This window comes from Fructobacillus broussonetiae (genome assembly GCF_018437275.1).
GTDB lineage: Bacteria > Bacillota > Bacilli > Lactobacillales > Lactobacillaceae > Fructobacillus > Fructobacillus broussonetiae.
The window spans coordinates 13,253-32,193 of record NZ_JAAMFK010000003.1; the positions used below are offsets into that span (position 1 = coordinate 13,253).

Genomic DNA, 18,941 nt, shown 5'->3' on the forward strand with positions numbered 1-18,941 from the left:
AAGATTATGTCGAACAAAAGCAAAATCATCAACAGCATCATTCTCCTCGTGATCATCGTTCTCGGTTATTTTTCCTTTGTCTTTCCTAACCAGGCAAAGGTCCAAACCGTTCGAATCGGAATCATGGCTGGGAATAAAGAAGACGACCCAATCTGGGCAGAAGTCCAAAAGACGGCGAAGGAAAAGTACCACGTAAACGTCACCTTCAAGCGTTTCACCGACTACTCCCAGCCGAACAAGGCACTGGAAAACGGTGACATCGACATTAACTCCTTCCAGCACTACGCCTTCTTGGATGCTTACAATGATAAGAACAATTCCGACCTAAAAGCTGTTGGTCGCACCTACATCGCCCCAATCCATATCTACTCAAAGACTTACAAGAACGTCAGCGACTTCCAAAGCGGTGACACCATCGTGGTTCCAAACGATGCCTCTAACGAGAGTCGTGCCCTCTACGTCTTGAAGAACGCTGGTTTGATTGAACTATCTTCCGGTTCTGGATTGAAAACAACAAAGGACATCACGTCAAATCCTAAGAACTTGAAGATTAAGGAAATTGCAGCCGACCAGACGGCCCGTACCCTGGGCGATGCCAAGGGAGTGGTTGTGAACGGTAACTACGCCACCGCCGCTAACCTCTCATTAAAGGATGCCATCTACGAAGAACCTTTGAACAAGGACGCTAAGCTTTGGGCAAACATCTTTGCTACTCGCTCAAAGGATACGAATAAGAAAGAAATCAAAGATGTCGTGAAGTCCTACCAAACAGACGCCGTGAAGGAGATTATTGCAAAGCAATACGGATCTGCTGAAGAATCTGCTTGGGACAAGAACTTTAATTAACAGAAATACAAAACGCTCCATAAAAGAAAGGAAAACAATATGACAACGCCAATTGTTTCATTGCAAAACATCGACGTGACCTTCCGACCAAAGGGTCGGGTGATCCACGCCGTCCAAAACGTATCCATCGATGTCGAAAAGGGTGACATCTACGGAATCGTCGGTTACTCAGGTGCTGGTAAGTCCACCCTGGTTCGAACGGTGAACTTGCTCCAAGAACCAACAGCCGGCTCCGTTATCATCAACGGCGAAACGTTCTTCTCCAACCAGATTGGACAAGAACGCACCATCATCAAAGGGAAGGAACTAAAGGAAAAGCGCCGAAAAATCGGAATGATTTTCCAACACTTCAACCTTTTGAATGAACGAACGGTTGAAGAAAACGTGCTCTTCGCCCTTGAAAACAGCAAGGAAAAGGAAGCCGTGAAGAAGGAAAAGGTTGCCAAGTTGCTTGACTTGGTCGACCTCTCTGACCGTGCTAAGCAATACCCAAGCCAGTTGTCCGGTGGACAAAAGCAACGTGTCGCCATCGCACGTGCCTTGGCCAATGACCCTGAAATCTTGATTTCCGACGAAGCAACATCGGCTTTGGATCCAAAGACAACCCGCCAAATCTTGGCCTTGCTCAAGAAGTTGAACAAGGAATACGGTTTGACCGTTCTCTTGATTACCCACGAGATGGAAGCCGTGAAGGAAATCGCCAACAAGGTGGCCGTGATGCAAAACGGTCAGCTCTTGGAAAAGGGAACGACTTTGGAGATCTTCACGAATCCACAAACTGAATTGACGAAGGCCTTCATCGAAACGGCCACGAACCAAGAACAGGCCATCGAATCGATCAGCCAAAGCGAAGCCGTTCAAAACTTGGCAGAAGGTGAAATCTTCGCACAACTTACCTACTCTGGTAACGCCACAAACGAACCGTTGATTACGAGTCTCTACCAACACTACGGCGTGGTCGCTAACATCCTCTTTGGAAACGTTGAAATTCTCCAGGGTGAAGAAGTTGGTTCCCTCCTCGTTATCCTGTCTGGTGAAGGCAATCGCGTTGACGAAGCGCTCGACTTCCTAGAAGCACAATCCGTATCTGTTAACATCTTGAAAGGAGCACGCGCATGAGTACATGGTTTGCAGAAACATTCCCAAACGTTGTCTACCAAGGGTGGACAGGTGACACTGGTTGGTGGACAGCCATCTTCCAAACACTCTTCATGACCTTCTGGTCAGCCGTCTTCGGTGGCCTGCTTGGTTTGATCTTCGGTATCGGTTTAGTTGTGACCGCCCCTCGCGGAATCACACCAAACAAGGCGCTCTTCTGGTTCTTCGACAAGGTCGTTTCCATCTTCCGTGCCGTGCCGTTCATCATCTTGTTGGCCTTCATCGCACCGTTCACGAAGCTCCTGGTCGGAACGCAAATCGGTATGAACGCCGCCTTGGTTCCGTTGTCTCTCGGGGTCTTCCCATTCTACGCGCGTCAGATTCAAGTGGCGCTCTCTGAAGTGGATGCTGGTATCATCGAAGCCGCACAATCAATTGGTGCTTCTTTCTCACAGATTATCTTTGGTGTTTACATCAAGGAAGGCCGTTCAGAAATCATCCGTGTCTCAACCGTGACCTTGATTTCACTGATTGGTTTGACTGCCATGGCCGGTGCCATCGGTGCCGGTGGTCTTGGAAACATGGCTGTTGCATACGGTTACAACCGTTTTGCAAACGACACGACTTTGGTTGCCACGATTCTCGTGTTGATCATGGTCTTGCTGGTCCAAGTGACCGGGGACTGGTTGGCTAAGAAGTACAACCATAAGTAATTAGTATCTATAAAAGTCAAAAAGCGCCCGGGCAAAGCGGGCGCTTTTTTATATGTACTGCCTTCTTTTCTTCCCTTCTCTACCATACTTTTAATACAAACAATTGGGAATTGCCTAGAAATTAGTGTACAATTATAACCTTGTTGGAGGTAGCAGAAATTGACAGAACATCATTATCCCGCGCATGAGCGCGTCTTATTCATGAGCTTGCTTACAATGACTGCCGGCTCACTCGATGCCTATTCCTACCACGTTCACGGCCAGGTTTTCGCTGGCCTGCAGACAGGAAACATCGTCTTACTCGGAATTAATGTTAGCCAGTTTGACTGGGCTGACGTGGGCCAATACGCCTTCTCACTCTTGGCCTTTGCCGTTGGTACAATCATCGTTAAAATGTTCCAACACCTTCGTGAGATCAAGGGCTTTTCAATGGACAAAGAACGCCAATACGTCTTGTTATATATGACCATGTTGCTCACTTTATCCGCCTTCTTTGGACACTCTGTTCCAAACATTGTGGGGACCGCCATTCTTTCCTGTGCTGCAGCAACCGCACTTCAAGAATTTCGTGTCCTGGAAGGTTCGCCCTTCATGCCCCTCTTGATGACCGGAAACCTTCGCGCTCTGTGCGAAACCGCCTACGAAGGCCTCTTCAAAAAAGACACCGAAATGGCCCACCGCTCAAAGGACGTGGCCACGGCCGTTATGGCCTTCTTCTTCGGCGCCTTCTTCGTTTCCCTGCTCATCCCCATGGTTGGCGTGTACGCTATCCTCTTCTCAGCGGTACTCACCCTCACAATGAGCTATATGGTGCACTGGGATTGATAATTAATATAAAAGTCAAAGCCGGACGCGATGCGTCCGGCTTTTTTGTTCTCTTAAAATCAATGTCTCATGACTTAGCGTCGAATGATTATTGCTAACCATTCATGTTTCAACTAAAAATAAAAAAGAGACCTGTTCCATCAATCAAAAAATGCGTGATCATTGGCCCTCTTATCGATTGACACCATTTAAAGTTTTCATTTAAGAACATTCGATTCACCACTAACAAAGTAATCACGGCTGGATGCATGGAATAGACAGTAAAATGCAGTAGGGCAAAAATGACACCAGACATAAAACTAGCAACGTACCACCCCCATTTCTTTCTCTTCAACAAGATGAAGAGAACTAAAAGAATCGGTATCATCAACAATTCTTCGTTCACCGCCGAAAACAGGAAAATAAACGCGTCTAAAGCTCGCAACCATACATTGGGTATAGCTTTTACATCGTGTCCAATTCCATGATGAAATAACTCTGGATCTCCCAATGCCACTGTCAAAATCTTAATTAAGCAACCTTCAACCAAAAACAGCATCACACCTACATAAAATGGTAGCCACCAAGGCGCTTTCATCTTTTGGAACAGTTGTCGATAGCCGTTACGACCGAAAAGTATCAACATAATTACTGATCCGAGGATGAACGTTTCTAAAAAGGTACCAACAAAATTAAACTTTAAACTGACTGGTAGTATGAGCAGTAACAACACAGCCATCGGTATCGATTTGGGACGTTTCAATACATAGTTCATTTAATCCTCCTTACCCCAAACAGAACAAAATCAGCGTTAAATCGAGTAAAAAGTGAACGGTCATCGGCCCACGAATTGAATCACACTTTTTGTAGGTTTCGTTTAATGCCATCCTAGTAACCAGCAATGAAATAATAATCGCTGGTTGAAGCACGTACGCTCCCCAATGCAAGAAAGCAAAGGCAATTCCAGAAAAGAAGCTTGCAACGTACCAGGAAAACTTATTCCCTTTCATCAAGACAAAAAGTGTTAAGAGAATTGGGATGAACATCATCTCTTCGTTAACAGCAGAAAACATTGCTTTGCACAGCCAAAAAATCTTGTCTGATAAATGGGGAAGTGTTGACCCTATATTACTGTTTGAATGTTCAAATTGATCTAAGTTGCCGCGAATACCTACGTAAATTCCACTTAAAATCAAATCTCCCAATTTAATCCAAAACCAGATGGATACCAGGAACCAAAACGACGTCTTTCCCTTTTTAAACAAATCATAGTATGCTCTTTTCCCGAACAGAAGTAGCATTGTAGCTGTCCCCAGAAGAAAAGTTAATAAGAAGTTAAACCAATAATGGTGAGTTAAAAACCAAACAACCGAGAGGTTCAAAAGTAGGGCAAGAGGTATTAGCTTTGGCCTTTTTAATTCATAGTTCATTTAATCCTCCTATATATTTACGATTTATATATAGCAGACTTATGAAAATAGAGGAAATTTTGATGTCATTTAGGACAACTTAAAAGGCCAAGCATCCGATGCTTGGCCTTTTTTTACATTGTTCTAGGTTTTTGTATTGATAATATTTGCGACTTTTTGCTTGTTGTTAGCAAAAGTGCTTCCCCAACTGCTAAATTCGGCAGTTTTTTCATCTTTTTCGGAGATAAGCCTAAACCGATTAACTCCTCATAGGACTGGTAGCGGTGAATCAAATTTGCACCGAATTGCCCACGTAATTCTGCAGGAAGATCCTTCAGTGATTGAGTTGAGACCACGACGTTCAAGTTGTGTTTTCTTCCTTCTCTTAAGAGATGGAAGAGCCCGTTTTCGTTGATAGCCTCAGTCACCGGCAAGTAACGGTGCGCTTCATCTAAGAAGATGGCCACCGGCAAGTTGACCTTTGAATCAACGCGATTCATCAACACACGGTCCATCAGATAGGAAAGAACACGTTGCTGAATCCCTGGGTATGCCTGCAAGGGTGACAGATTCACAACTAAGGAACGCTTCATATTCCGACGGTTCTCAAAAGTTTGTAGGATGAAGGATAACTCGTACTGTGTACCTTGCTTTTCCACAGGAGTAAAGTGAAAGATGCTGTTCAGGACTTCATCCTGCAACAGCTGATTGAGTTGTTGAATGTCGGACCAGTATTTCTGCACAGTGTCATGATCAATTTCTTGTCCACAAAGTGAATAATCAGCACTTTCATCTGCAAATGGGCGAGCGAACTCTTCAATCATCTGCTTTGGCAACAGTGTCATTTCATAGTCCTGGTTTAAAGCAGTCAGGTCCGCCTTTGACTTTTCCAGTTCCTTTACCGCTAAATTAACCTTGGAGAGAATCTGTCCCTTGATACGGCGCTTTGCTTGAATTCGAAGTGAGGTCATCGCTTCCTGTAACTTCGAGGTCACTGTACTGTCCCAGTGCAAATCAAACAGCATCAGGAGTTCTTCAGCTGACCGATTGCTTAAATCAATGAAAGCGTTTTGACTAAGACGGTACGAAACGAGATTATTCAGATCCAATCCATACTCACCCGTCGGGTCAAAGATGATGTTAGTAACGTCTTTTTCCTGCAGTTCACTTACGATTTGCTTGGCTGACGTCGATTTCCCTGAACCCGTCTGGCCTGTAATTAAAAGGTGCTTGGCTAGAAGATCTTCATAGCTAATGTTGAAAGATCGCCCAAAACGACCTTTACCTAAAAAGAGTGAATGATTCATTTGCTTATTTTGCATATTCTCTCCTCAACCGTTGTTATCACTATGATAGCAAAAAAGCCCCAACCGTATTGGTCGGGGCTCCTAAATTATCGTGTTAACTTAAATTCGAAGCGGTCACCCACGTAGTAGGAGCGGACGTATTCGAACGGATTGTCCTCTTGGTCATATGAAACCTGACGGACAGACAAGATGGGATCACCACGCTTAATTTCAAGCAAAGCAGCCTGACGTTCAGTGGCCAATGAAGCCGTAACCGTTTGATCAGCGCGACCTGGTTGGATACCAGCGTCAATCAAAGTCTTGTAAAGGGAGTCGGTTAGTGATGAACGGGTGAAGTTGTTGACCAAGGTAACTGGCAAGGTTGTTTGCTCAAGCAAGATTGGTTCGTCATCCCCCATTCGCAAACGCTCCATGACCAAGACTTCGTCTTCAGCCTTCAAGTTCAAGTGATCCATCTCAGATACAGAAGGCGTCGTAATCTTATACGAAACGGTCACGGATTGTGCTTCACGACCGGACTTTTTCATCAATTCTGTAAAGGAAGTAACGCCCAAGGCGCGTTCAGAAACCTTCTTTTCGGCAACGAATGTTCCGGAACCAACCCGACGTTCCAAGATTCCTTCATCAACCAATGTCTGAATGGCCTGACGAAGCGTCATTCGAGAGACGTCGAAGGAAGCAGCCAGCTCACGTTCAGCAGGAAGACGCTTGTTGGTCTTCCATTCTCCAGCAGCAATACGCTGTCTTATTTCGTTGTGAATTTCAATATAGCGGGGAATTGCCATCTTAAAACCTCCCTTTGGATAAGTTCTTTATCCCTTGAATTTGTAAGGTTATTATCTTGTTTTATTATAATTGGTCTAGGCAGTATTTTCAAATCTGTATTAAAATCTTTCTAAGTAATATGGCTGGAAAAGTCGGATCCGAGGGCGCATGTCATTCCATCCTTTCCATGAAGAAAACACCATTTTTTCCTGAATAGACTTGCAATTTATAGGAAAAACCGATAATATATATCAAGTAATTGCCCTTTAGCCAAGCGGTAAGGCGGTGGCTTCTGGTGCCATTATGCGCTGGTTCGAATCCAGCAAGGGCAATACATAAAAAAGCGGAACCTTCGGGTTCCGCTTTTTGTTTTGTCGCTTTTTTCAGAAAATATGTTATGATACTAAAAAATCAGAAAGAGGCAAATAATGAACATCCGTCCATTAGAAAAGCGCGACCTGCCCCACATTTACCGTCAGAAGAACTCCCGTTCCGTCATGGCTTTGTGGTTCGAAGAACCATACAACTCCTTTGACGAACTGACTTTACTTTACGACCGCCACGTCTTGGATCAGACGGAACGTCGTTTTGTAATCGAAAAGGATAACGCCTTTGCTGGGGTGGTTGAATTGATGGAAATCAACACCATTCACCGCCATGCTGAAATCCAAATCATCATCGATTCCAAGTACCAGGGAAACGGCTTGGCTCAGGCTGGTATGAAAGCTGGAATCGAATACGGCTTCAACGTCTTAAACCTCCACAAAATCTACCTCTTTGTGGATGCTGAAAACGCCGCTGCCATTCACATCTATAAAAAGCTCGGCTTCCACGAGGAAGGTTGCTTGAAGCAACACTTCTTCGCCGAAGGCGAATACCACGACTCTTACATGATGGGCCTTTTTGCAGATGACTTCCGAGCAAAGCAAAAAGTAACAGTGAAAGCCGACTGATTCACTAGCTGCCCTTCTAGGGCAGCTTTTTTTAGGAGATAAACAATGAAAGCAAAAGACGACGTACGCTACGGAAAAGCAGACTACGCCATTCGCCAAGCCTTCTTAGGATTACTCGAGAAAAAGAACTATAATAAGATTTCTGTTAAAGAGATTATCGAAGCAGCAAAGATTAACCGCTCGACTTTTTATGCCCATTACCTAGACAAAGAGGACCTCATGGATAAAATTCAAGAGGAACTCATGGACGATTTGATTGGTTCCCTTCCCGATGTTGATTGGTCCGCTGGCGATATCCAAAAGCAACTAAGCTTGCGTTCCAGTGCCTTTGTTACCGTGACATACAAACAAAAGGCTCTCGTCTCCCTCCTTCTCTCAGAAAACGCGGAGCACTCCTTTGAAGGTCAGATGCGTGAACGTGCAGAACAAACTTTCTATTCCTTAATTGATGGTTTAGAGCTCACCATTCCTTCAAAGTACGCGATTGCCTTACTATCCTCTTCTGTTATCAACTTCCTCACGACATGGGTCCGTTCCGATTATGAAGAATCGCCTGCTGAGCTCGCTGATATCCTCGCTTCCTTAATGCCTGATATTTTATTAAAAGTTTTGAACACGGATGAAGAGGTCTTAAAACTGCATTAAAACAACACTTGTCGGAGTATATAAACCCTTTCATATCAATGATATCCAACTTTTAACCAACTATTGTTGGTTTTTTTATTTACATGGAGTTCATATAATAAAAACAGCTCAAAAAGTGAGGAAAGAAAATATGAAAGTATCAACACCAAAGTTTATTTTGACCTTGGCAGTTGGTTTGACTGCCATCCTCGGAATCATGATGGCAGCCTTTGCAACACCAGCTGTTAAGTCAGGCATCCACAATGTGCCAATCGGAATCGTAACAACAAACGATCAAGCATATCAAAAGCTTGCTCAACCATTACAGGACAAGGATTTCGACGTTACGCAGTATCAATCAACTAGCGAAATGAAGAAGGCCGTCAACCACCGTGAGGTCTACGGTGCCTTTGCATTATCTGACCAGGGCGACATGACGCTCTACAAGGCAACCGCCGCTTCTTCGGCCGTTTCACAAGTATTAGAGCAAGTTGGTCAAACGGTTGTCGCCAACCAAAAGCAAGCAGCTAAAGCTCAGATTCAACCAATGCTCGAAAAAGCTTCAGACGTTCAAACAATGAAGGTTTTGAATCAAAAGTTGGCCATGATTGACAAGAAATCTTTGAAAACGATTGAATTAAAGAGCTTCCCATCCGCTGATCCTAAGGGTACTGGTCTGGCCGCTGGTGCATTGCCAATCGCTCTTGGAGGATGGATTGGTTCCGTCGCCATCGCTAACATTGTTAAGGGTAAGCGCCAAAAGTTCTGGGCTGCCATCACATTTGCTATTATTGGTGGACTCGGTTTGATCGCTGTCGTACAGTTCGGTGTCGGTACCTTTGACGGCAACTACTTCTTGTCATCATCTGGTGCCATGCTCGGAATTGCAGCCACTGCTTTCTTTGTTCTTGGACTCTTGGAAATCATGGGTAACAGGGGCTTAATCATCGCAGCCATTACGCTTATCTTGCTTGGTAACCCACTTTCTGGTTTGGCTTCTGCCCCTGAAATGTTGCCATCTGGTTGGGGAGCTTTCGGTCAACTCCTACCACCTGGTGCAACCGGAACGCTCTTGCGTAACTTGACATTCTTCGACGGTAACGCAACATTGGTTCCATTCCTAACCCTTGTAGCCTACATCGTATTTGGACTTACACTCTTTGCCATTGGTAAGAAGTCAGTCTTGATTGAAGACGTAAAGGATTAAGAAGCGATTAAAAGCACGACGTCCCTTGCACGTTGTGCTTTTTTATTGGCGATGATTTTGTACAATGGAATAGTAATAAAATTTGAATGTATCATTTAGGAGTAAAGCATGGTTGAAAAGACAATTAACAAGCACCTCTTCGTTTGGGTATTCAGCTTCTTATTCGGAGCCATCGCGATTGACCGCTTCGTTCGTGGTCAAATCGGATTGGGTATCTTGAAGTTGATTATTAATGCCGGAACCTTTGGTATCTGGGCATTGATTGACTTTATCATTGCCGTCTTGAAGGCGTACAGTACTTACTCAGATACAGAAGACTTGACGTTCATCAATGGTCGTTACAGCCGCTAAATAAAGAAAGTAGTTCGAAGTTATACTTCGAGCTACTTTTTTATTTCTTATAAAATACAAAACCACAACAAAGCCATTACATTAGAATAATTCTATTGTTTTTGACTTAACAGTTCGGTACATTTTATATGTGGTGTTAAAGAATACACTCACAAATAAAATGTGCAAAACTGAATCACAATAAAAGCTGAAGGAGAGAAAATGAAACTCAAGATCAATATTTTCGCTGGTATCTACTCAATCTTTGCTGCAGTTATGTACTGCATCTCATGGTTCGTTGTTATTGCTGAAGCCATCGGATCAGATGGTTCTTCTTCATCATCCGCTACATTCTTTTATGCGGTTGCATGGATTGGTGTTTTGTTGAACGCATATGTTATTTATGCATCAAAAAAAGCATCAATTTCACTCGTTGGTGGTGTTCTCGGATTGATTGGAAACATCCTTTTTGGTTTCACCGCTGCAATGGCATTCCCAGCTTTAGTTGTTTTGATTGTCGCTTCAGTCTTCCAATTCTTACAAAAGCCTGCTAAAAAGCAAGCCTGACCTTAAAGCATAATAAAAAAGCCCACGCATTTCATTGCGTAGGCTTTTTCTTTTACCTTAATTCAGTTAATTCCGGGTACTTTCTTGATACATCTTCAATCATACTGTTCCAAACTTTTTGATCAATCTGATTCGTGTCCGCCTTTTCCTGCATCATATAGAGGCATTGCAGTAAGTAACGGTAGTCGTGGAAACCTGCGTAGAGCTCGGTTCCATCTGAAAGCGTCACATCCCCCACTTCGTTTTCATGGTACTCAATCGGCCGATTCCAATCGTAGCCGATATCATCAATCAACTTTTGATGGGATTTCTCAGACGTTTTATAGCCACGCTTTTGCATCTCCTGTTTAATAAGTTCCGTGTAAAGCTTCAAATGATCATGCGAGTAATCGTTCAAACGATTCACCGTCGCATGGTTCACTTCACCGTGCTTCTTAATCGCACCGGTGATGGCCAAACATTCACGCCACTGCCCCAAAAGGTGTTGGCGAGACATGGTTTTGATAATTCTATAATGCCAAAGTCGCATCCGATTGCCTCCGATTTCCCATTTCTCTATATAGTATACGGACTTCTCCGCCTTAATCAATTAAAAAAGCACCTCGAAGAGGTGCTTTTCATTTATCATATATTAGTCGAACCAGTAAGTAGAGATCAAGCTACCAGTATCGTTATCACAGGTTTGAATTCCAATGGCGTGTTGTTGTGTCAAGTTAACAACATCTTGGTATGCGCTCTGGCGTGTCATACCGTGACGGATTTCCGTCACGTGGTAAGTTTGGCCGTCCAAGACAATTGATGAACCTTGTTGCAAACCGCGGAGCGTTTGACCACCCTTTGAAGCAGCTTCAGCAAGGTAGTAGTTGTCCAATGCAGACCACTTGAAGATGTATGGCGTCCAGGCTGGCGTGCGACCACCTTGCGTGTCTGAGAAGTTTGCAACATCGAAGTGTTGTCCCAAGAAGTTGAATCCGTCAGTACGGGTTGCTGCTTCTTGCTTAGGTGCCTCAGCTGCTGGCGCTGCAGGTGCTTCAGCTGCTGTTGCTGTTGTTTCTGACTTTTGGTTATTTTCCTTATAGTCAGTGTTTTCAACTTGAGCATTATTTGCTTCATTAGAGGTTGCTGGTTGTTGAACAGCCTTTTGAGTTGTCTTCTTTTCAACCTTAGTTGTTTGAGCTGCTTCACTCGTACCTTGTACTTGGTAGTATGAAAATCCTCCGATTACCGCAAACGTAAAAGCAGTTGCTGTCGTGATGAGTAGTGAGCGCTTTTTCATATCAATCTCTCCTGTTTCTTTCTCTCTGTGATTTAACAGTTATAAGAATAGCAAGCAGGAGATTTCTGAAGAATAACGAAAAGTCACGGAACGATGATAGAAAGATAACAGCTATATTTCTTACACCAATATGACTTATAAAACAGCTGATAAACGTTGGTATTTTTGGATTTCTATGTAAGCAAGAACATCTGTTACATCTGATTAACTAAGTTAACAAGAAGAAAACATTGCCTTTATTCCAGCTAAATGCAGGGATTTCTAATAACCAAATTAAAAAATACAGCTTTTTACTAGAACAGAAACCATTCTTCGCTATTTATTACAAAAGTCCGCAACATGTTGCAAAAAAGCCCGTAAAACGGGCTTTTTCCTTCGATATTGTTATAGTTCTTTACACAGTTGTCCTTCTTCGTTACATCAACAAGCGCTATGTAACCGATCAGGAAAAGTGCAGCAACATAAGTGCCCTAATCGACGCGAAATCGGGAAATCAATCGACCGAACGGAAGGAGGTAAATATACGAAAAAAAGCGTAATAAGTTGTGGTTACATTATGATTCCATCTTAAAAACATGACTCACATTCGTTATTTAATGAGTGAAGGCTTTTCTTTTGAAATAAAAAAACAGCTAGCTCCACTGTAAGAGTTAACCGTTTCCATAACTTTTATTAAATCTTTGATAATAATTTCAAAGCTTTTCTTACCTCTTCGTTAGCAAGAATCTCTTGGAATACCTTCTTTTTATATTCTTCAAGGTCAACACTTTCCCGTGTTGACTCTTGAGTCACGATCATCTTCTTTTGTATACTCTGATTATTTAAAGACATAAAGTTTCTCCTGACCTATCACAGTCAAATCATACAACAAATAAACTGTTTTGAGTTAATTTTATTCGGAAAAGGAATAAAGTCGAGCAGATTCGTTATATTCATTCATCCTTCTAAAATTTAAAACAGAATTTTTGATAATATAAGCCTTCAGTTCAACTTGCGTTATTTTTCCTTCGGCAATCTTAACTGTTAGAGCATACAATTCATCGCCGTCAATATTTTTAAATCCGATAAAATTTAAATGTAAAAACGTTAATGACGCAAGTATTGCTGTTCGCTTATTTCCATTATGGAATAATTGTTTTCTCGCAAGCGTGTACCAAAGATACGCTGTCTTATCAATTACCGTTGGATGGTATTCTCTACCGAAAGCAAACTGGTTACACATTGCCAATACTCCCTCCAACCCCTCTTCATCCTTCAAGCCATAAATACTATCTGTTTCAAACATCGTTTCAGCCTTTGCATTGAAATACTTCAGGTCTACAACCGTTAAATCGATCGTTGCAATTGTAAACATTGCAAACGAATAAGTTACATAATTATTCGCAACCTTCATTAATCTATAGGTTTGTTTTTTATTTCTAAATTTTTTTATCGTACTAAACTTTATTTTTTTACTGACGCTGAACAGATTATTTTTCAAAAGAAGTCGTTTGATTTCTTCAAGTTGCTTTCGATTATCATGACTATAAATTAATACACCGATTACGCCACTTATTTTTTGCATTATACCTACCTCGTTTCGTTAAAATCATGGCAGTGAATAAAAGAAGACTTCTGTCTCCTTACTTTCCATACATGGATTTATACGAGGGAAAAACAAAAAGTAACAAAGATTTTCGGTTTTATTCCGTATTAGAATAATTTTTGATTCAAAAAAGGTTCCGACTGAATTAACAATCAGAACCTTAGTAATTTACATTAAACAAAAAGCCCCCACCACTTTCGTAGTTGAGGCTTTTTTAATGATGCCGACTAACGGACTCAAACCGTTGACCCCCTCATTACTAGTGAGGTGCTCTATCAACTGAGCTAAGTCGGCAAATTTGGTACTCAATAATTGTAGCAAATGACTGGGATTCACGCAACGAAAATTTCAATCAATTTTCGTATACGGATGACAGGAATCGAACCTGCACGGATAAAATCCACTAGAACCTAAATCTAGCGCGTCTGCCAATTCCGCCACATCCGCATGTCATAAGCAACTATTCTATAGTACTGGATTTCACCCTATCGGTCAAGGTTTTTTCTAACTTTTCAAGTCGAAATCTACTAGTCTTAAACCACTCCAAACAATATAAAAAGCGCTGTCTTAAACAGCGCTTTTTGCTTATTTCATGAGATTCTCGTCAATCTCTTTTTGAATGATGTTTGAGACTGCTTCGTCTTCTTTACGAGTAGCGTGAAGCTTGATTCCATAAAGCAAGATCGTACGCGCAATTGCATAGAAAGGAACAACAACGATCATTCCCATCATCCCCCAGAGATTACCTGCCCCCAACAAGAGCAACATAACCGTCAACGGGTGAATCTTCAAAGCGTTTCCAATCAAAGCTGGGTAGATAATGGAACCGTTAATCTGCTGAACAACAGCCATCAAGATGGCCATCCCAATCAGCATCTTCCAGTCCATGGAAAGTGCAACGATAGCCGCCGGAGCGATTCCGATGAAAGGACCAACGTAAGGCACAATGTTGGCAACACCCGCGATGAATCCAAGCAACCAGATGTATGGGAGCCCAATGAAGCCGAACCCAATGGACATGGTGAACCCGACGAACAACATCTGAATGGCTTGCCCAGAGATGTATCGTTCGATGGTCTTATCCAACTGTTCCCCAAGTTCCATGACCTCTTCTGCGCGGTTTTTAGGGAAGAACTTTTGGACGGCTGGCAAGAGGCGGTTTGAATCTGACATCATGTAGAACAAGATGATCGGTACCGTCAAAGCCATGATGGTAAAGGATGTGATCGTTCCAATCGTGCTCGTGATTGTTCCGGCCGTAATCTTCACAAATGATGAAGAATACTGGGATACGGCGTTTTTAATGTCGTCATCAGATACCGAGAGGTTCAAGCGCTTAAACCAAGGCTGCTCAATCATATCCTTCACGTACTCTTGAATGTTGTGCGCGAGGCTAGGTAACGAATTCAAGAAGTTTGAAATTTCATTCAAAATCAATGGTACGAAAATCATCAACCCACCAACAACAACGAGCAAGAAGAGTGAAAAGGTAATGATAACCGCCAAGCCACGGGGCACTTGGAATTTTCCAATTTTAATCTTTTGAATTAACTTCATGATCGGCTTCAAACAGTAATAGAAGAAACCTGAAATCAAAAGTGGTAAAAAGACCGTTTCGATAAAGACCGCGATGGGCTTAATTAAAAAGTCAAAGCGGAGAACGATGTAGGCAAGTGTAGCTAATGCCAAAAGTTCAATCGTCCAGAAAAAGACGTGCTTTAGTTTTTCGTTCGGAAACATTATTGCTCCTTTATAGCGTCAAGTAATTTGTGTTGGACCTTTGGCAAGGCCAGTTCATTTTGTCGTTCAGTTGATAAGTAGGCTTGATTTTCTTCCAGCTTATTTGGCGCCTTTACCTTAACCGGCCAAATTTCCCATTTGCGATGGGAGAAAACGTGAACCACCGGCTTAATGGTCAACTGTTCACCCTCTAATTCTTCCACGGATTCGACTGCACGTAAAGGAAAAGTCCAAAATCCGGAAAGCAGGCCCGTTTCGGGGCGCTGTTCATAAAGAAGGTCTCCGTCCTCATTTTCCACAACAAGGGCTTGGTAGCGCTGCAAAACAGGCTTTTTCTTCTTCGTTTTTACCGGGTACTGCTCTTCAACCCCGTCACGGTAGGCGGCGTTGTACTTCTTAACTGGTGAATGCAGCGTGTCCGGATCCTTTGTCTTCATATAAGAAGTCCCCAAATCCATAATCGCCTGGTTGAAGTCACCAGGACGTTTTGGGTCGACGATTGGTTCAACAATGTCGTAAAAGACGCGGCGGGTTTTTGGTTTGGCGATGTCATCATCGATTTTTAATAGGCGCGAGAACACACGGAAGAAGTTTCCATCAATGGCAGGTACCACTTCGCCAAAGGCAATGGAGGCAACCGCAGCAGCCGTATAAGGACCTACACCCGGTAGTGACAACAGGTCGTCGTAGGACTCCGGCCAGTTCCCCTTCAAATCAAAGGCAACAACTTTGGCAGCCTTCTGTAAGTTTTTGGCACGTGAATAATAACCGAGGCCTTCCCAAAGCTTTAACACCTGTTCTTCAGGCGCTTCCGCCAGGTCTTTAACCGTTGGCAAAGCATCCATAAATCGGTTAAAATAAGTTATTACCGTATCAACACGGGTTTGTTGGAGCATCAGCTCGGAGACTAAAATCCGGTATGGATCTTGGTTTTGTCGCCAAGGGAGATGCGATCTTCCTTCCTGGTCGTACCAGTCGAGGAGGTCTCGTCTAAAATCTTCGATTGTTTGCTGGTTCCAATTCTCCATAACAAGTATTATAACACTTGAAACCCCTATTCGAATCCGGTATAATTGAATTCTGTACGATAGATTTTAAAGTTTAAATATAAGGAGTTACCATTATGGCACAAAAGACACCATTGAATTCTTTTGCCCGCGCCCGCAAGGTTGGTCACGACGCAAAGAAGAAGAAGCGCCAATCAGCTATTGCTCAATTGCAACAATGGGCTAAGGGAAAGAACGTTGAAATCCCTAACACAAAGTAAGAAAAGTTAGCCTCTGGCTAACTTTTTTTTTGCTCGAAAAGCACGTTAATTACGCTCTTTTCCTTGTCTTGTTACTTAGAAATCTTTATACTTAAACTAAGTAGAATTTCACTTGGAGAACAACTATGATTATATCCGTACAAAATAAACAGCGACGCCACGCATTACTGGCTGCTTTGCTATTTATTGTCTTAGCCGTTTTGATTGGCATTAACGCCTCATTCCCAGCAGACATGGACGAAGCCGTCCGTTTCTTTATGACTGGTATTCAAACACCATACGGTGACGTCATCATGTCCATCTCAACTTTCTTGGGATCACCGGCCATGAACCTCTTCTACGGTGTTCTCTTGGCCTTGGTCTTGCTCTTAGCGGACTTGAAACTGCCATCACTTTGGACGATCGTTACGGTCTTTGGTGCCGTGGTCTTCACACAAATCATTAAGATGATTGTTCACCGCGACCGCCCAATCGGACACTTGCTCACGGATAACGGCGCTTCATTCCCATCACAGCACGTGATGGCGATGTGGGTAACCATCTTCGTGATGTTCTTGTTAGTAACGCCAAACATCACAAAGCCAGTTGTTCGCATCGTGGTGAAGTGGTTTATGATTACCCTCGCCCTGATGACGATGTTGTCACGCCTTTACTTCTCCGCCCACTTCTTGACGGACACACTTGGCGCCTTCCTCTTGGCTTACGTTTGGGTTGTCTTCTGTGCTTCCCTTTACCCTGTGGTCGCCACCTTCCTGAAGAACAAGTTCTGGATCTTCAAGGACCAAGAAGCTTAATCATTCATTTTAAAAGGACCAGCTTACTGGTCCTTTTTCTTTTGCTCTTATTCTCTTTTCCAAAGTCAAAACCGCACCAGGCCCCTTTCATCCAAACAAAAAAGCAGCGGCTCTTATAAAGAGCGCTGCTTTTTATATCATTAAATATCGTAATCGCTATCTTCCATTGATTCTGCTTCACCAAGCAAGTAACCATTACCAACGGCTGAGAAGAAGTCGTGGTTTGAAGTTGACGTTGAGATACCGTTCATAACAACGGGGTTCACGTCTTCAGCTGAATCTGGGAACATTGGTTCTTGACCAAGGTTCATCAAGGCCTTGTTCGCATTGTAGCGCAAGAAGGACATGACGTCTTCCGTCCAACCAATTTCATCGTAGATTTCGTGCGTGAAACTTTCTTCGTTTTGGTACAAATCGAAGAGCAAGTCATACATCCATGATTGCATCTCTTCTTGTTCTTCTTCCGATAACTTTTTGAAGCCAATTTGGAACTTGTATCCGATGTACGTTCCGTGGACGGATTCGTCACGCAAAATCAACTTAATGATTTCAGCGGCGTTAACCATCTTGTTGTGACCCAAGTAGTAGAGTGGCGTGTAGAAACCTGAATAGAAAAGGAAAGTTTCCAAGAACACGGAAGCGACTTTTTTCTGCAAAGGCGTACCATTTTGGTAGATATCGTTAATCTTGTTAGCCTTGTACTGCAAGAATTCGTCGTGGTCAGCCCAATCGAAAGTTTCGTCGATTTCAGACTTCTCGTTCAACGTTTCAAAGATCGATGAGTAAGATTTCGCGTGAACAGATTCCATGAATTGGATGTTGTTCAAAACCGCCTCTTCCTTCTGGTTCACCGCGTCAGCACGGAGGGAAGCCATTCCATCCTGTGATTGCAGAGTATCCAACGTGGTCAATCCGGCAAAGACCAAGTTGTACACGCGACGTTCCGTGGCATCCAATTCCCCACGCCAAACACGAAGGTCATTTGAAATTGGAACACGCGTGTCCAGCCAGAACTGCTGGGTCAACTTTTCCCAAGTTGCCTTATCCAAAGCATCTTCGATGTTGTTCCAATTAACGGCTGTATATGAACCTTGGTTAACGTGTTGCATTAGTTGTCTCCTAACGTTTCTTTGATAATCTGAAAAATCTTTTCAGCTTCACGTGTCGTTCCTCGCAGCTCATAGTCTGCAATAACTGGCACGTTATACTTCTTTGCGTAGCGCTTAGCAGTCAAAATGTATTGATCGTTGAAATTCCGATTTCCAGACCCAATCATTCCTTTAAGCTTTCGCGCGTTGTTTCCATAGTCGATGTATTCACCGAGCGGCGTCGTGAACTCTTCAATCACTTCTGGGCCAGTTCCCGTTCCACCAGTTAAATAGGTTGGAACAAGGGCAACGAAGGGGTTTTCTTCGTTTTCATAATCCGTTTCTTCACCGATTTCTTTGAAATCGATATCATCGTCTGAAAACATGGCGATGGATTGTAATTTCTTGACGAAGGATTCTGTGTTTCCTTCAATCGTTGTGTAAAGCACGCGAAAAGTCGACATGTTCCGCCCTTTCTAGTTAACAGCGCAAAAGATTGTGGTGAATCACTGGACCGTCATTTGTCGAATTCACCCAACAAAACAACAAGTTACCAGTCGTTAATGAG

At 43.1% G+C, this 18,941-nt stretch carries 23 protein-coding genes and 3 tRNA genes; 12 read left to right on the forward strand and 14 right to left on the reverse strand.

Annotated elements, in window-relative coordinates; genetic code table 11:
* The first annotated feature begins 6 nt into the window (after positions 1-6).
* From G6R29_RS02535 to G6R29_RS02550, 4 genes are all read left to right on the forward strand, one after another.
* Positions 7-846, forward strand: coding sequence for a MetQ/NlpA family ABC transporter substrate-binding protein (locus G6R29_RS02535; protein WP_213808800.1), 840 nt, complete (start codon positions 7-9; stop codon positions 844-846).
* 39 nt (positions 847-885) lie between these two features.
* A complete protein-coding gene (locus tag G6R29_RS02540) occupies positions 886-1,965 on the forward strand; it encodes a methionine ABC transporter ATP-binding protein (protein ID WP_213808801.1) in 1,080 nt (359 codons plus the stop codon).
* Entirely contained in the window at positions 1,962-2,657 is a 696-nt protein-coding gene (locus tag G6R29_RS02545; RefSeq protein ID WP_213808802.1) for a methionine ABC transporter permease, read from the forward strand. The genes G6R29_RS02540 and G6R29_RS02545 overlap by 4 nt, the downstream gene beginning before the upstream one ends.
* Positions 2,658-2,816: 159 nt before the next feature.
* A complete protein-coding gene (locus G6R29_RS02550; protein ID WP_213808803.1) occupies positions 2,817-3,482 on the forward strand; it encodes a YoaK family protein in 666 nt (221 codons plus the stop codon).
* A gap of 109 nt (positions 3,483-3,591) precedes the next feature.
* Here the strand turns inward: G6R29_RS02550 and G6R29_RS02555 are convergent, their stop codons facing one another.
* The 4 genes from G6R29_RS02555 to G6R29_RS02570 form a co-directional block, all read right to left on the reverse strand.
* Positions 3,592-4,236 (reverse strand): CPBP family glutamic-type intramembrane protease, encoded by a 645-nt coding sequence (locus tag G6R29_RS02555; RefSeq protein WP_213808804.1) that lies wholly within the window; start codon positions 4,234-4,236, stop codon positions 3,592-3,594.
* A gap of 10 nt (positions 4,237-4,246) precedes the next feature.
* Positions 4,247-4,891: a CPBP family intramembrane glutamic endopeptidase gene (locus G6R29_RS02560; RefSeq protein ID WP_213808805.1), complete on the reverse strand. Its 645-nt coding sequence runs from the start codon at positions 4,889-4,891 to the stop codon at positions 4,247-4,249.
* A gap of 113 nt (positions 4,892-5,004) precedes the next feature.
* Complete coding sequence (locus G6R29_RS02565) at positions 5,005-6,192, reverse strand: ATP-binding protein (protein ID WP_213808806.1); 1,188 nt, start codon at positions 6,190-6,192, stop codon at positions 5,005-5,007.
* Positions 6,193-6,263: 71 nt separating this feature from the next.
* Positions 6,264-6,962 carry a GntR family transcriptional regulator gene (locus G6R29_RS02570; RefSeq protein WP_213808807.1) on the reverse strand — a complete coding sequence of 233 codons (699 nt, stop codon included), beginning with the start codon at positions 6,960-6,962 and terminating at the stop codon, positions 6,264-6,266.
* Positions 6,963-7,202: 240 nt separating this feature from the next.
* Here G6R29_RS02570 and G6R29_RS02575 point away from each other — a divergent pair.
* From G6R29_RS02575 to G6R29_RS02600, 6 genes are all read left to right on the forward strand, one after another.
* Positions 7,203-7,274 (forward strand) — tRNA-Gln (locus tag G6R29_RS02575).
* 96 nt (positions 7,275-7,370) lie between these two features.
* Positions 7,371-7,895: a GNAT family N-acetyltransferase gene (locus G6R29_RS02580; RefSeq protein WP_213808808.1), complete on the forward strand. Its 525-nt coding sequence runs from the start codon at positions 7,371-7,373 to the stop codon at positions 7,893-7,895.
* Between the two features lie 45 nt (positions 7,896-7,940).
* Positions 7,941-8,540 carry a TetR/AcrR family transcriptional regulator gene (locus G6R29_RS02585; protein WP_213808809.1) on the forward strand — a complete coding sequence of 200 codons (600 nt, stop codon included), beginning with the start codon at positions 7,941-7,943 and terminating at the stop codon, positions 8,538-8,540.
* A gap of 130 nt (positions 8,541-8,670) precedes the next feature.
* Complete coding sequence (locus G6R29_RS02590) at positions 8,671-9,726, forward strand: ABC transporter permease (protein ID WP_213808810.1); 1,056 nt, start codon at positions 8,671-8,673, stop codon at positions 9,724-9,726.
* A gap of 108 nt (positions 9,727-9,834) precedes the next feature.
* Complete coding sequence (locus tag G6R29_RS02595) at positions 9,835-10,077, forward strand: NINE protein (protein ID WP_213808811.1); 243 nt, start codon at positions 9,835-9,837, stop codon at positions 10,075-10,077.
* Between the two features lie 201 nt (positions 10,078-10,278).
* Positions 10,279-10,623 carry a transporter gene (locus tag G6R29_RS02600; RefSeq protein WP_213808812.1) on the forward strand — a complete coding sequence of 115 codons (345 nt, stop codon included), beginning with the start codon at positions 10,279-10,281 and terminating at the stop codon, positions 10,621-10,623.
* Between the two features lie 52 nt (positions 10,624-10,675).
* On the opposite strand, the gene G6R29_RS02605 is transcribed toward G6R29_RS02600, so the two are convergent.
* The 8 genes from G6R29_RS02605 to mutY all read right to left on the reverse strand — a co-directional run bounded on the left by G6R29_RS02605 (position 10,676) and on the right by mutY (position 16,252).
* Complete coding sequence (locus G6R29_RS02605; protein ID WP_274381045.1) at positions 10,676-11,152, reverse strand: pyrimidine dimer DNA glycosylase/endonuclease V; 477 nt, start codon at positions 11,150-11,152, stop codon at positions 10,676-10,678.
* A gap of 102 nt (positions 11,153-11,254) precedes the next feature.
* Positions 11,255-11,899 (reverse strand): hypothetical protein, encoded by a 645-nt coding sequence (locus tag G6R29_RS02610; protein WP_213808814.1) that lies wholly within the window; start codon positions 11,897-11,899, stop codon positions 11,255-11,257.
* A 672-nt stretch (positions 11,900-12,571) separates the two neighbouring features.
* Positions 12,572-12,730 (reverse strand): hypothetical protein, encoded by a 159-nt coding sequence (locus G6R29_RS02615; protein WP_213808815.1) that lies wholly within the window; start codon positions 12,728-12,730, stop codon positions 12,572-12,574.
* 61 nt (positions 12,731-12,791) lie between these two features.
* Positions 12,792-13,463, reverse strand: a complete 672-nt coding sequence (locus tag G6R29_RS02620; protein WP_213808816.1) for a type II toxin-antitoxin system death-on-curing family toxin — start codon at positions 13,461-13,463, stop codon at positions 12,792-12,794.
* 242 nt (positions 13,464-13,705) lie between these two features.
* A tRNA-Thr gene (locus tag G6R29_RS02625) sits at positions 13,706-13,778 on the reverse strand.
* 70 nt (positions 13,779-13,848) lie between these two features.
* Positions 13,849-13,931, reverse strand: a tRNA-Leu gene (locus G6R29_RS02630).
* Positions 13,932-14,069: 138 nt separating this feature from the next.
* The gene (locus G6R29_RS02635) at positions 14,070-15,224 is read right to left on the reverse strand and encodes an AI-2E family transporter (RefSeq protein ID WP_213808817.1); all 1,155 of its coding nucleotides are present in this window, start codon (positions 15,222-15,224) and stop codon (positions 14,070-14,072) included.
* Complete coding sequence (mutY, locus tag G6R29_RS02640) at positions 15,224-16,252, reverse strand: A/G-specific adenine glycosylase (protein WP_213808818.1); 1,029 nt, start codon at positions 16,250-16,252, stop codon at positions 15,224-15,226. The genes G6R29_RS02635 and mutY overlap by 1 nt, the downstream gene beginning before the upstream one ends.
* 95 nt (positions 16,253-16,347) lie before the next feature.
* Between mutY and G6R29_RS02645 the strand changes: the two genes are divergently transcribed.
* The gene (locus G6R29_RS02645) at positions 16,348-16,491 is read left to right on the forward strand and encodes a hypothetical protein (protein WP_213808819.1); all 144 of its coding nucleotides are present in this window, start codon (positions 16,348-16,350) and stop codon (positions 16,489-16,491) included.
* Positions 16,492-16,616: 125 nt separating this feature from the next.
* The gene (locus G6R29_RS02650; protein WP_213808820.1) at positions 16,617-17,285 is read left to right on the forward strand and encodes a phosphatase PAP2 family protein; all 669 of its coding nucleotides are present in this window, start codon (positions 16,617-16,619) and stop codon (positions 17,283-17,285) included.
* Positions 17,286-17,425: 140 nt separating this feature from the next.
* On the opposite strand, the gene nrdF is transcribed toward G6R29_RS02650, so the two are convergent.
* Together nrdF and G6R29_RS02660 are read right to left on the reverse strand one after the other, a co-directional pair.
* Positions 17,426-18,394, reverse strand: a complete 969-nt coding sequence (gene nrdF, locus G6R29_RS02655) for a class 1b ribonucleoside-diphosphate reductase subunit beta (protein ID WP_213808821.1) — start codon at positions 18,392-18,394, stop codon at positions 17,426-17,428.
* Positions 18,394-18,837 carry a class Ib ribonucleoside-diphosphate reductase assembly flavoprotein NrdI gene (locus G6R29_RS02660; protein ID WP_213808822.1) on the reverse strand — a complete coding sequence of 148 codons (444 nt, stop codon included), beginning with the start codon at positions 18,835-18,837 and terminating at the stop codon, positions 18,394-18,396. The genes nrdF and G6R29_RS02660 overlap by 1 nt, the downstream gene beginning before the upstream one ends.
* Between the last annotated feature and the right edge of the window lie 104 nt (positions 18,838-18,941).

Coding starts and splice junctions, on each gene's coding strand:
- G6R29_RS02565 (WP_213808806.1), bottom strand. CDS start 6,192: ATGCAAAATAAGCAAATGAATCATTCACTCTTTTTAGGTAAAGGTCGT.
- G6R29_RS02610 (WP_213808814.1), bottom strand. CDS start 11,899: ATGAAAAAGCGCTCACTACTCATCACGACAGCAACTGCTTTTACGTTT.
- G6R29_RS02555 (WP_213808804.1), bottom strand. CDS start 4,236: ATGAACTATGTATTGAAACGTCCCAAATCGATACCGATGGCTGTGTTG.
- G6R29_RS02620 (WP_213808816.1), bottom strand. CDS start 13,463: ATGCAAAAAATAAGTGGCGTAATCGGTGTATTAATTTATAGTCATGAT.
- G6R29_RS02595 (WP_213808811.1), top strand. CDS start 9,835: ATGGTTGAAAAGACAATTAACAAGCACCTCTTCGTTTGGGTATTCAGC.
- G6R29_RS02570 (WP_213808807.1), bottom strand. CDS start 6,962: ATGGCAATTCCCCGCTATATTGAAATTCACAACGAAATAAGACAGCGT.
- nrdF (WP_213808821.1), bottom strand. CDS start 18,394: ATGCAACACGTTAACCAAGGTTCATATACAGCCGTTAATTGGAACAAC.
- G6R29_RS02580 (WP_213808808.1), top strand. CDS start 7,371: ATGAACATCCGTCCATTAGAAAAGCGCGACCTGCCCCACATTTACCGT.
- mutY (WP_213808818.1), bottom strand. CDS start 16,252: ATGGAGAATTGGAACCAGCAAACAATCGAAGATTTTAGACGAGACCTC.
- G6R29_RS02645 (WP_213808819.1), top strand. CDS start 16,348: ATGGCACAAAAGACACCATTGAATTCTTTTGCCCGCGCCCGCAAGGTT.
- G6R29_RS02615 (WP_213808815.1), bottom strand. CDS start 12,730: ATGTCTTTAAATAATCAGAGTATACAAAAGAAGATGATCGTGACTCAA.
- G6R29_RS02585 (WP_213808809.1), top strand. CDS start 7,941: ATGAAAGCAAAAGACGACGTACGCTACGGAAAAGCAGACTACGCCATT.
- G6R29_RS02635 (WP_213808817.1), bottom strand. CDS start 15,224: ATGTTTCCGAACGAAAAACTAAAGCACGTCTTTTTCTGGACGATTGAA.
- G6R29_RS02590 (WP_213808810.1), top strand. CDS start 8,671: ATGAAAGTATCAACACCAAAGTTTATTTTGACCTTGGCAGTTGGTTTG.
- G6R29_RS02650 (WP_213808820.1), top strand. CDS start 16,617: ATGATTATATCCGTACAAAATAAACAGCGACGCCACGCATTACTGGCT.
- G6R29_RS02535 (WP_213808800.1), top strand. CDS start 7: ATGTCGAACAAAAGCAAAATCATCAACAGCATCATTCTCCTCGTGATC.
- G6R29_RS02540 (WP_213808801.1), top strand. CDS start 886: ATGACAACGCCAATTGTTTCATTGCAAAACATCGACGTGACCTTCCGA.
- G6R29_RS02545 (WP_213808802.1), top strand. CDS start 1,962: ATGAGTACATGGTTTGCAGAAACATTCCCAAACGTTGTCTACCAAGGG.
- G6R29_RS02605 (WP_274381045.1), bottom strand. CDS start 11,152: ATGCGACTTTGGCATTATAGAATTATCAAAACCATGTCTCGCCAACAC.
- G6R29_RS02600 (WP_213808812.1), top strand. CDS start 10,279: ATGAAACTCAAGATCAATATTTTCGCTGGTATCTACTCAATCTTTGCT.
- G6R29_RS02560 (WP_213808805.1), bottom strand. CDS start 4,891: ATGAACTATGAATTAAAAAGGCCAAAGCTAATACCTCTTGCCCTACTT.
- G6R29_RS02660 (WP_213808822.1), bottom strand. CDS start 18,837: ATGTCGACTTTTCGCGTGCTTTACACAACGATTGAAGGAAACACAGAA.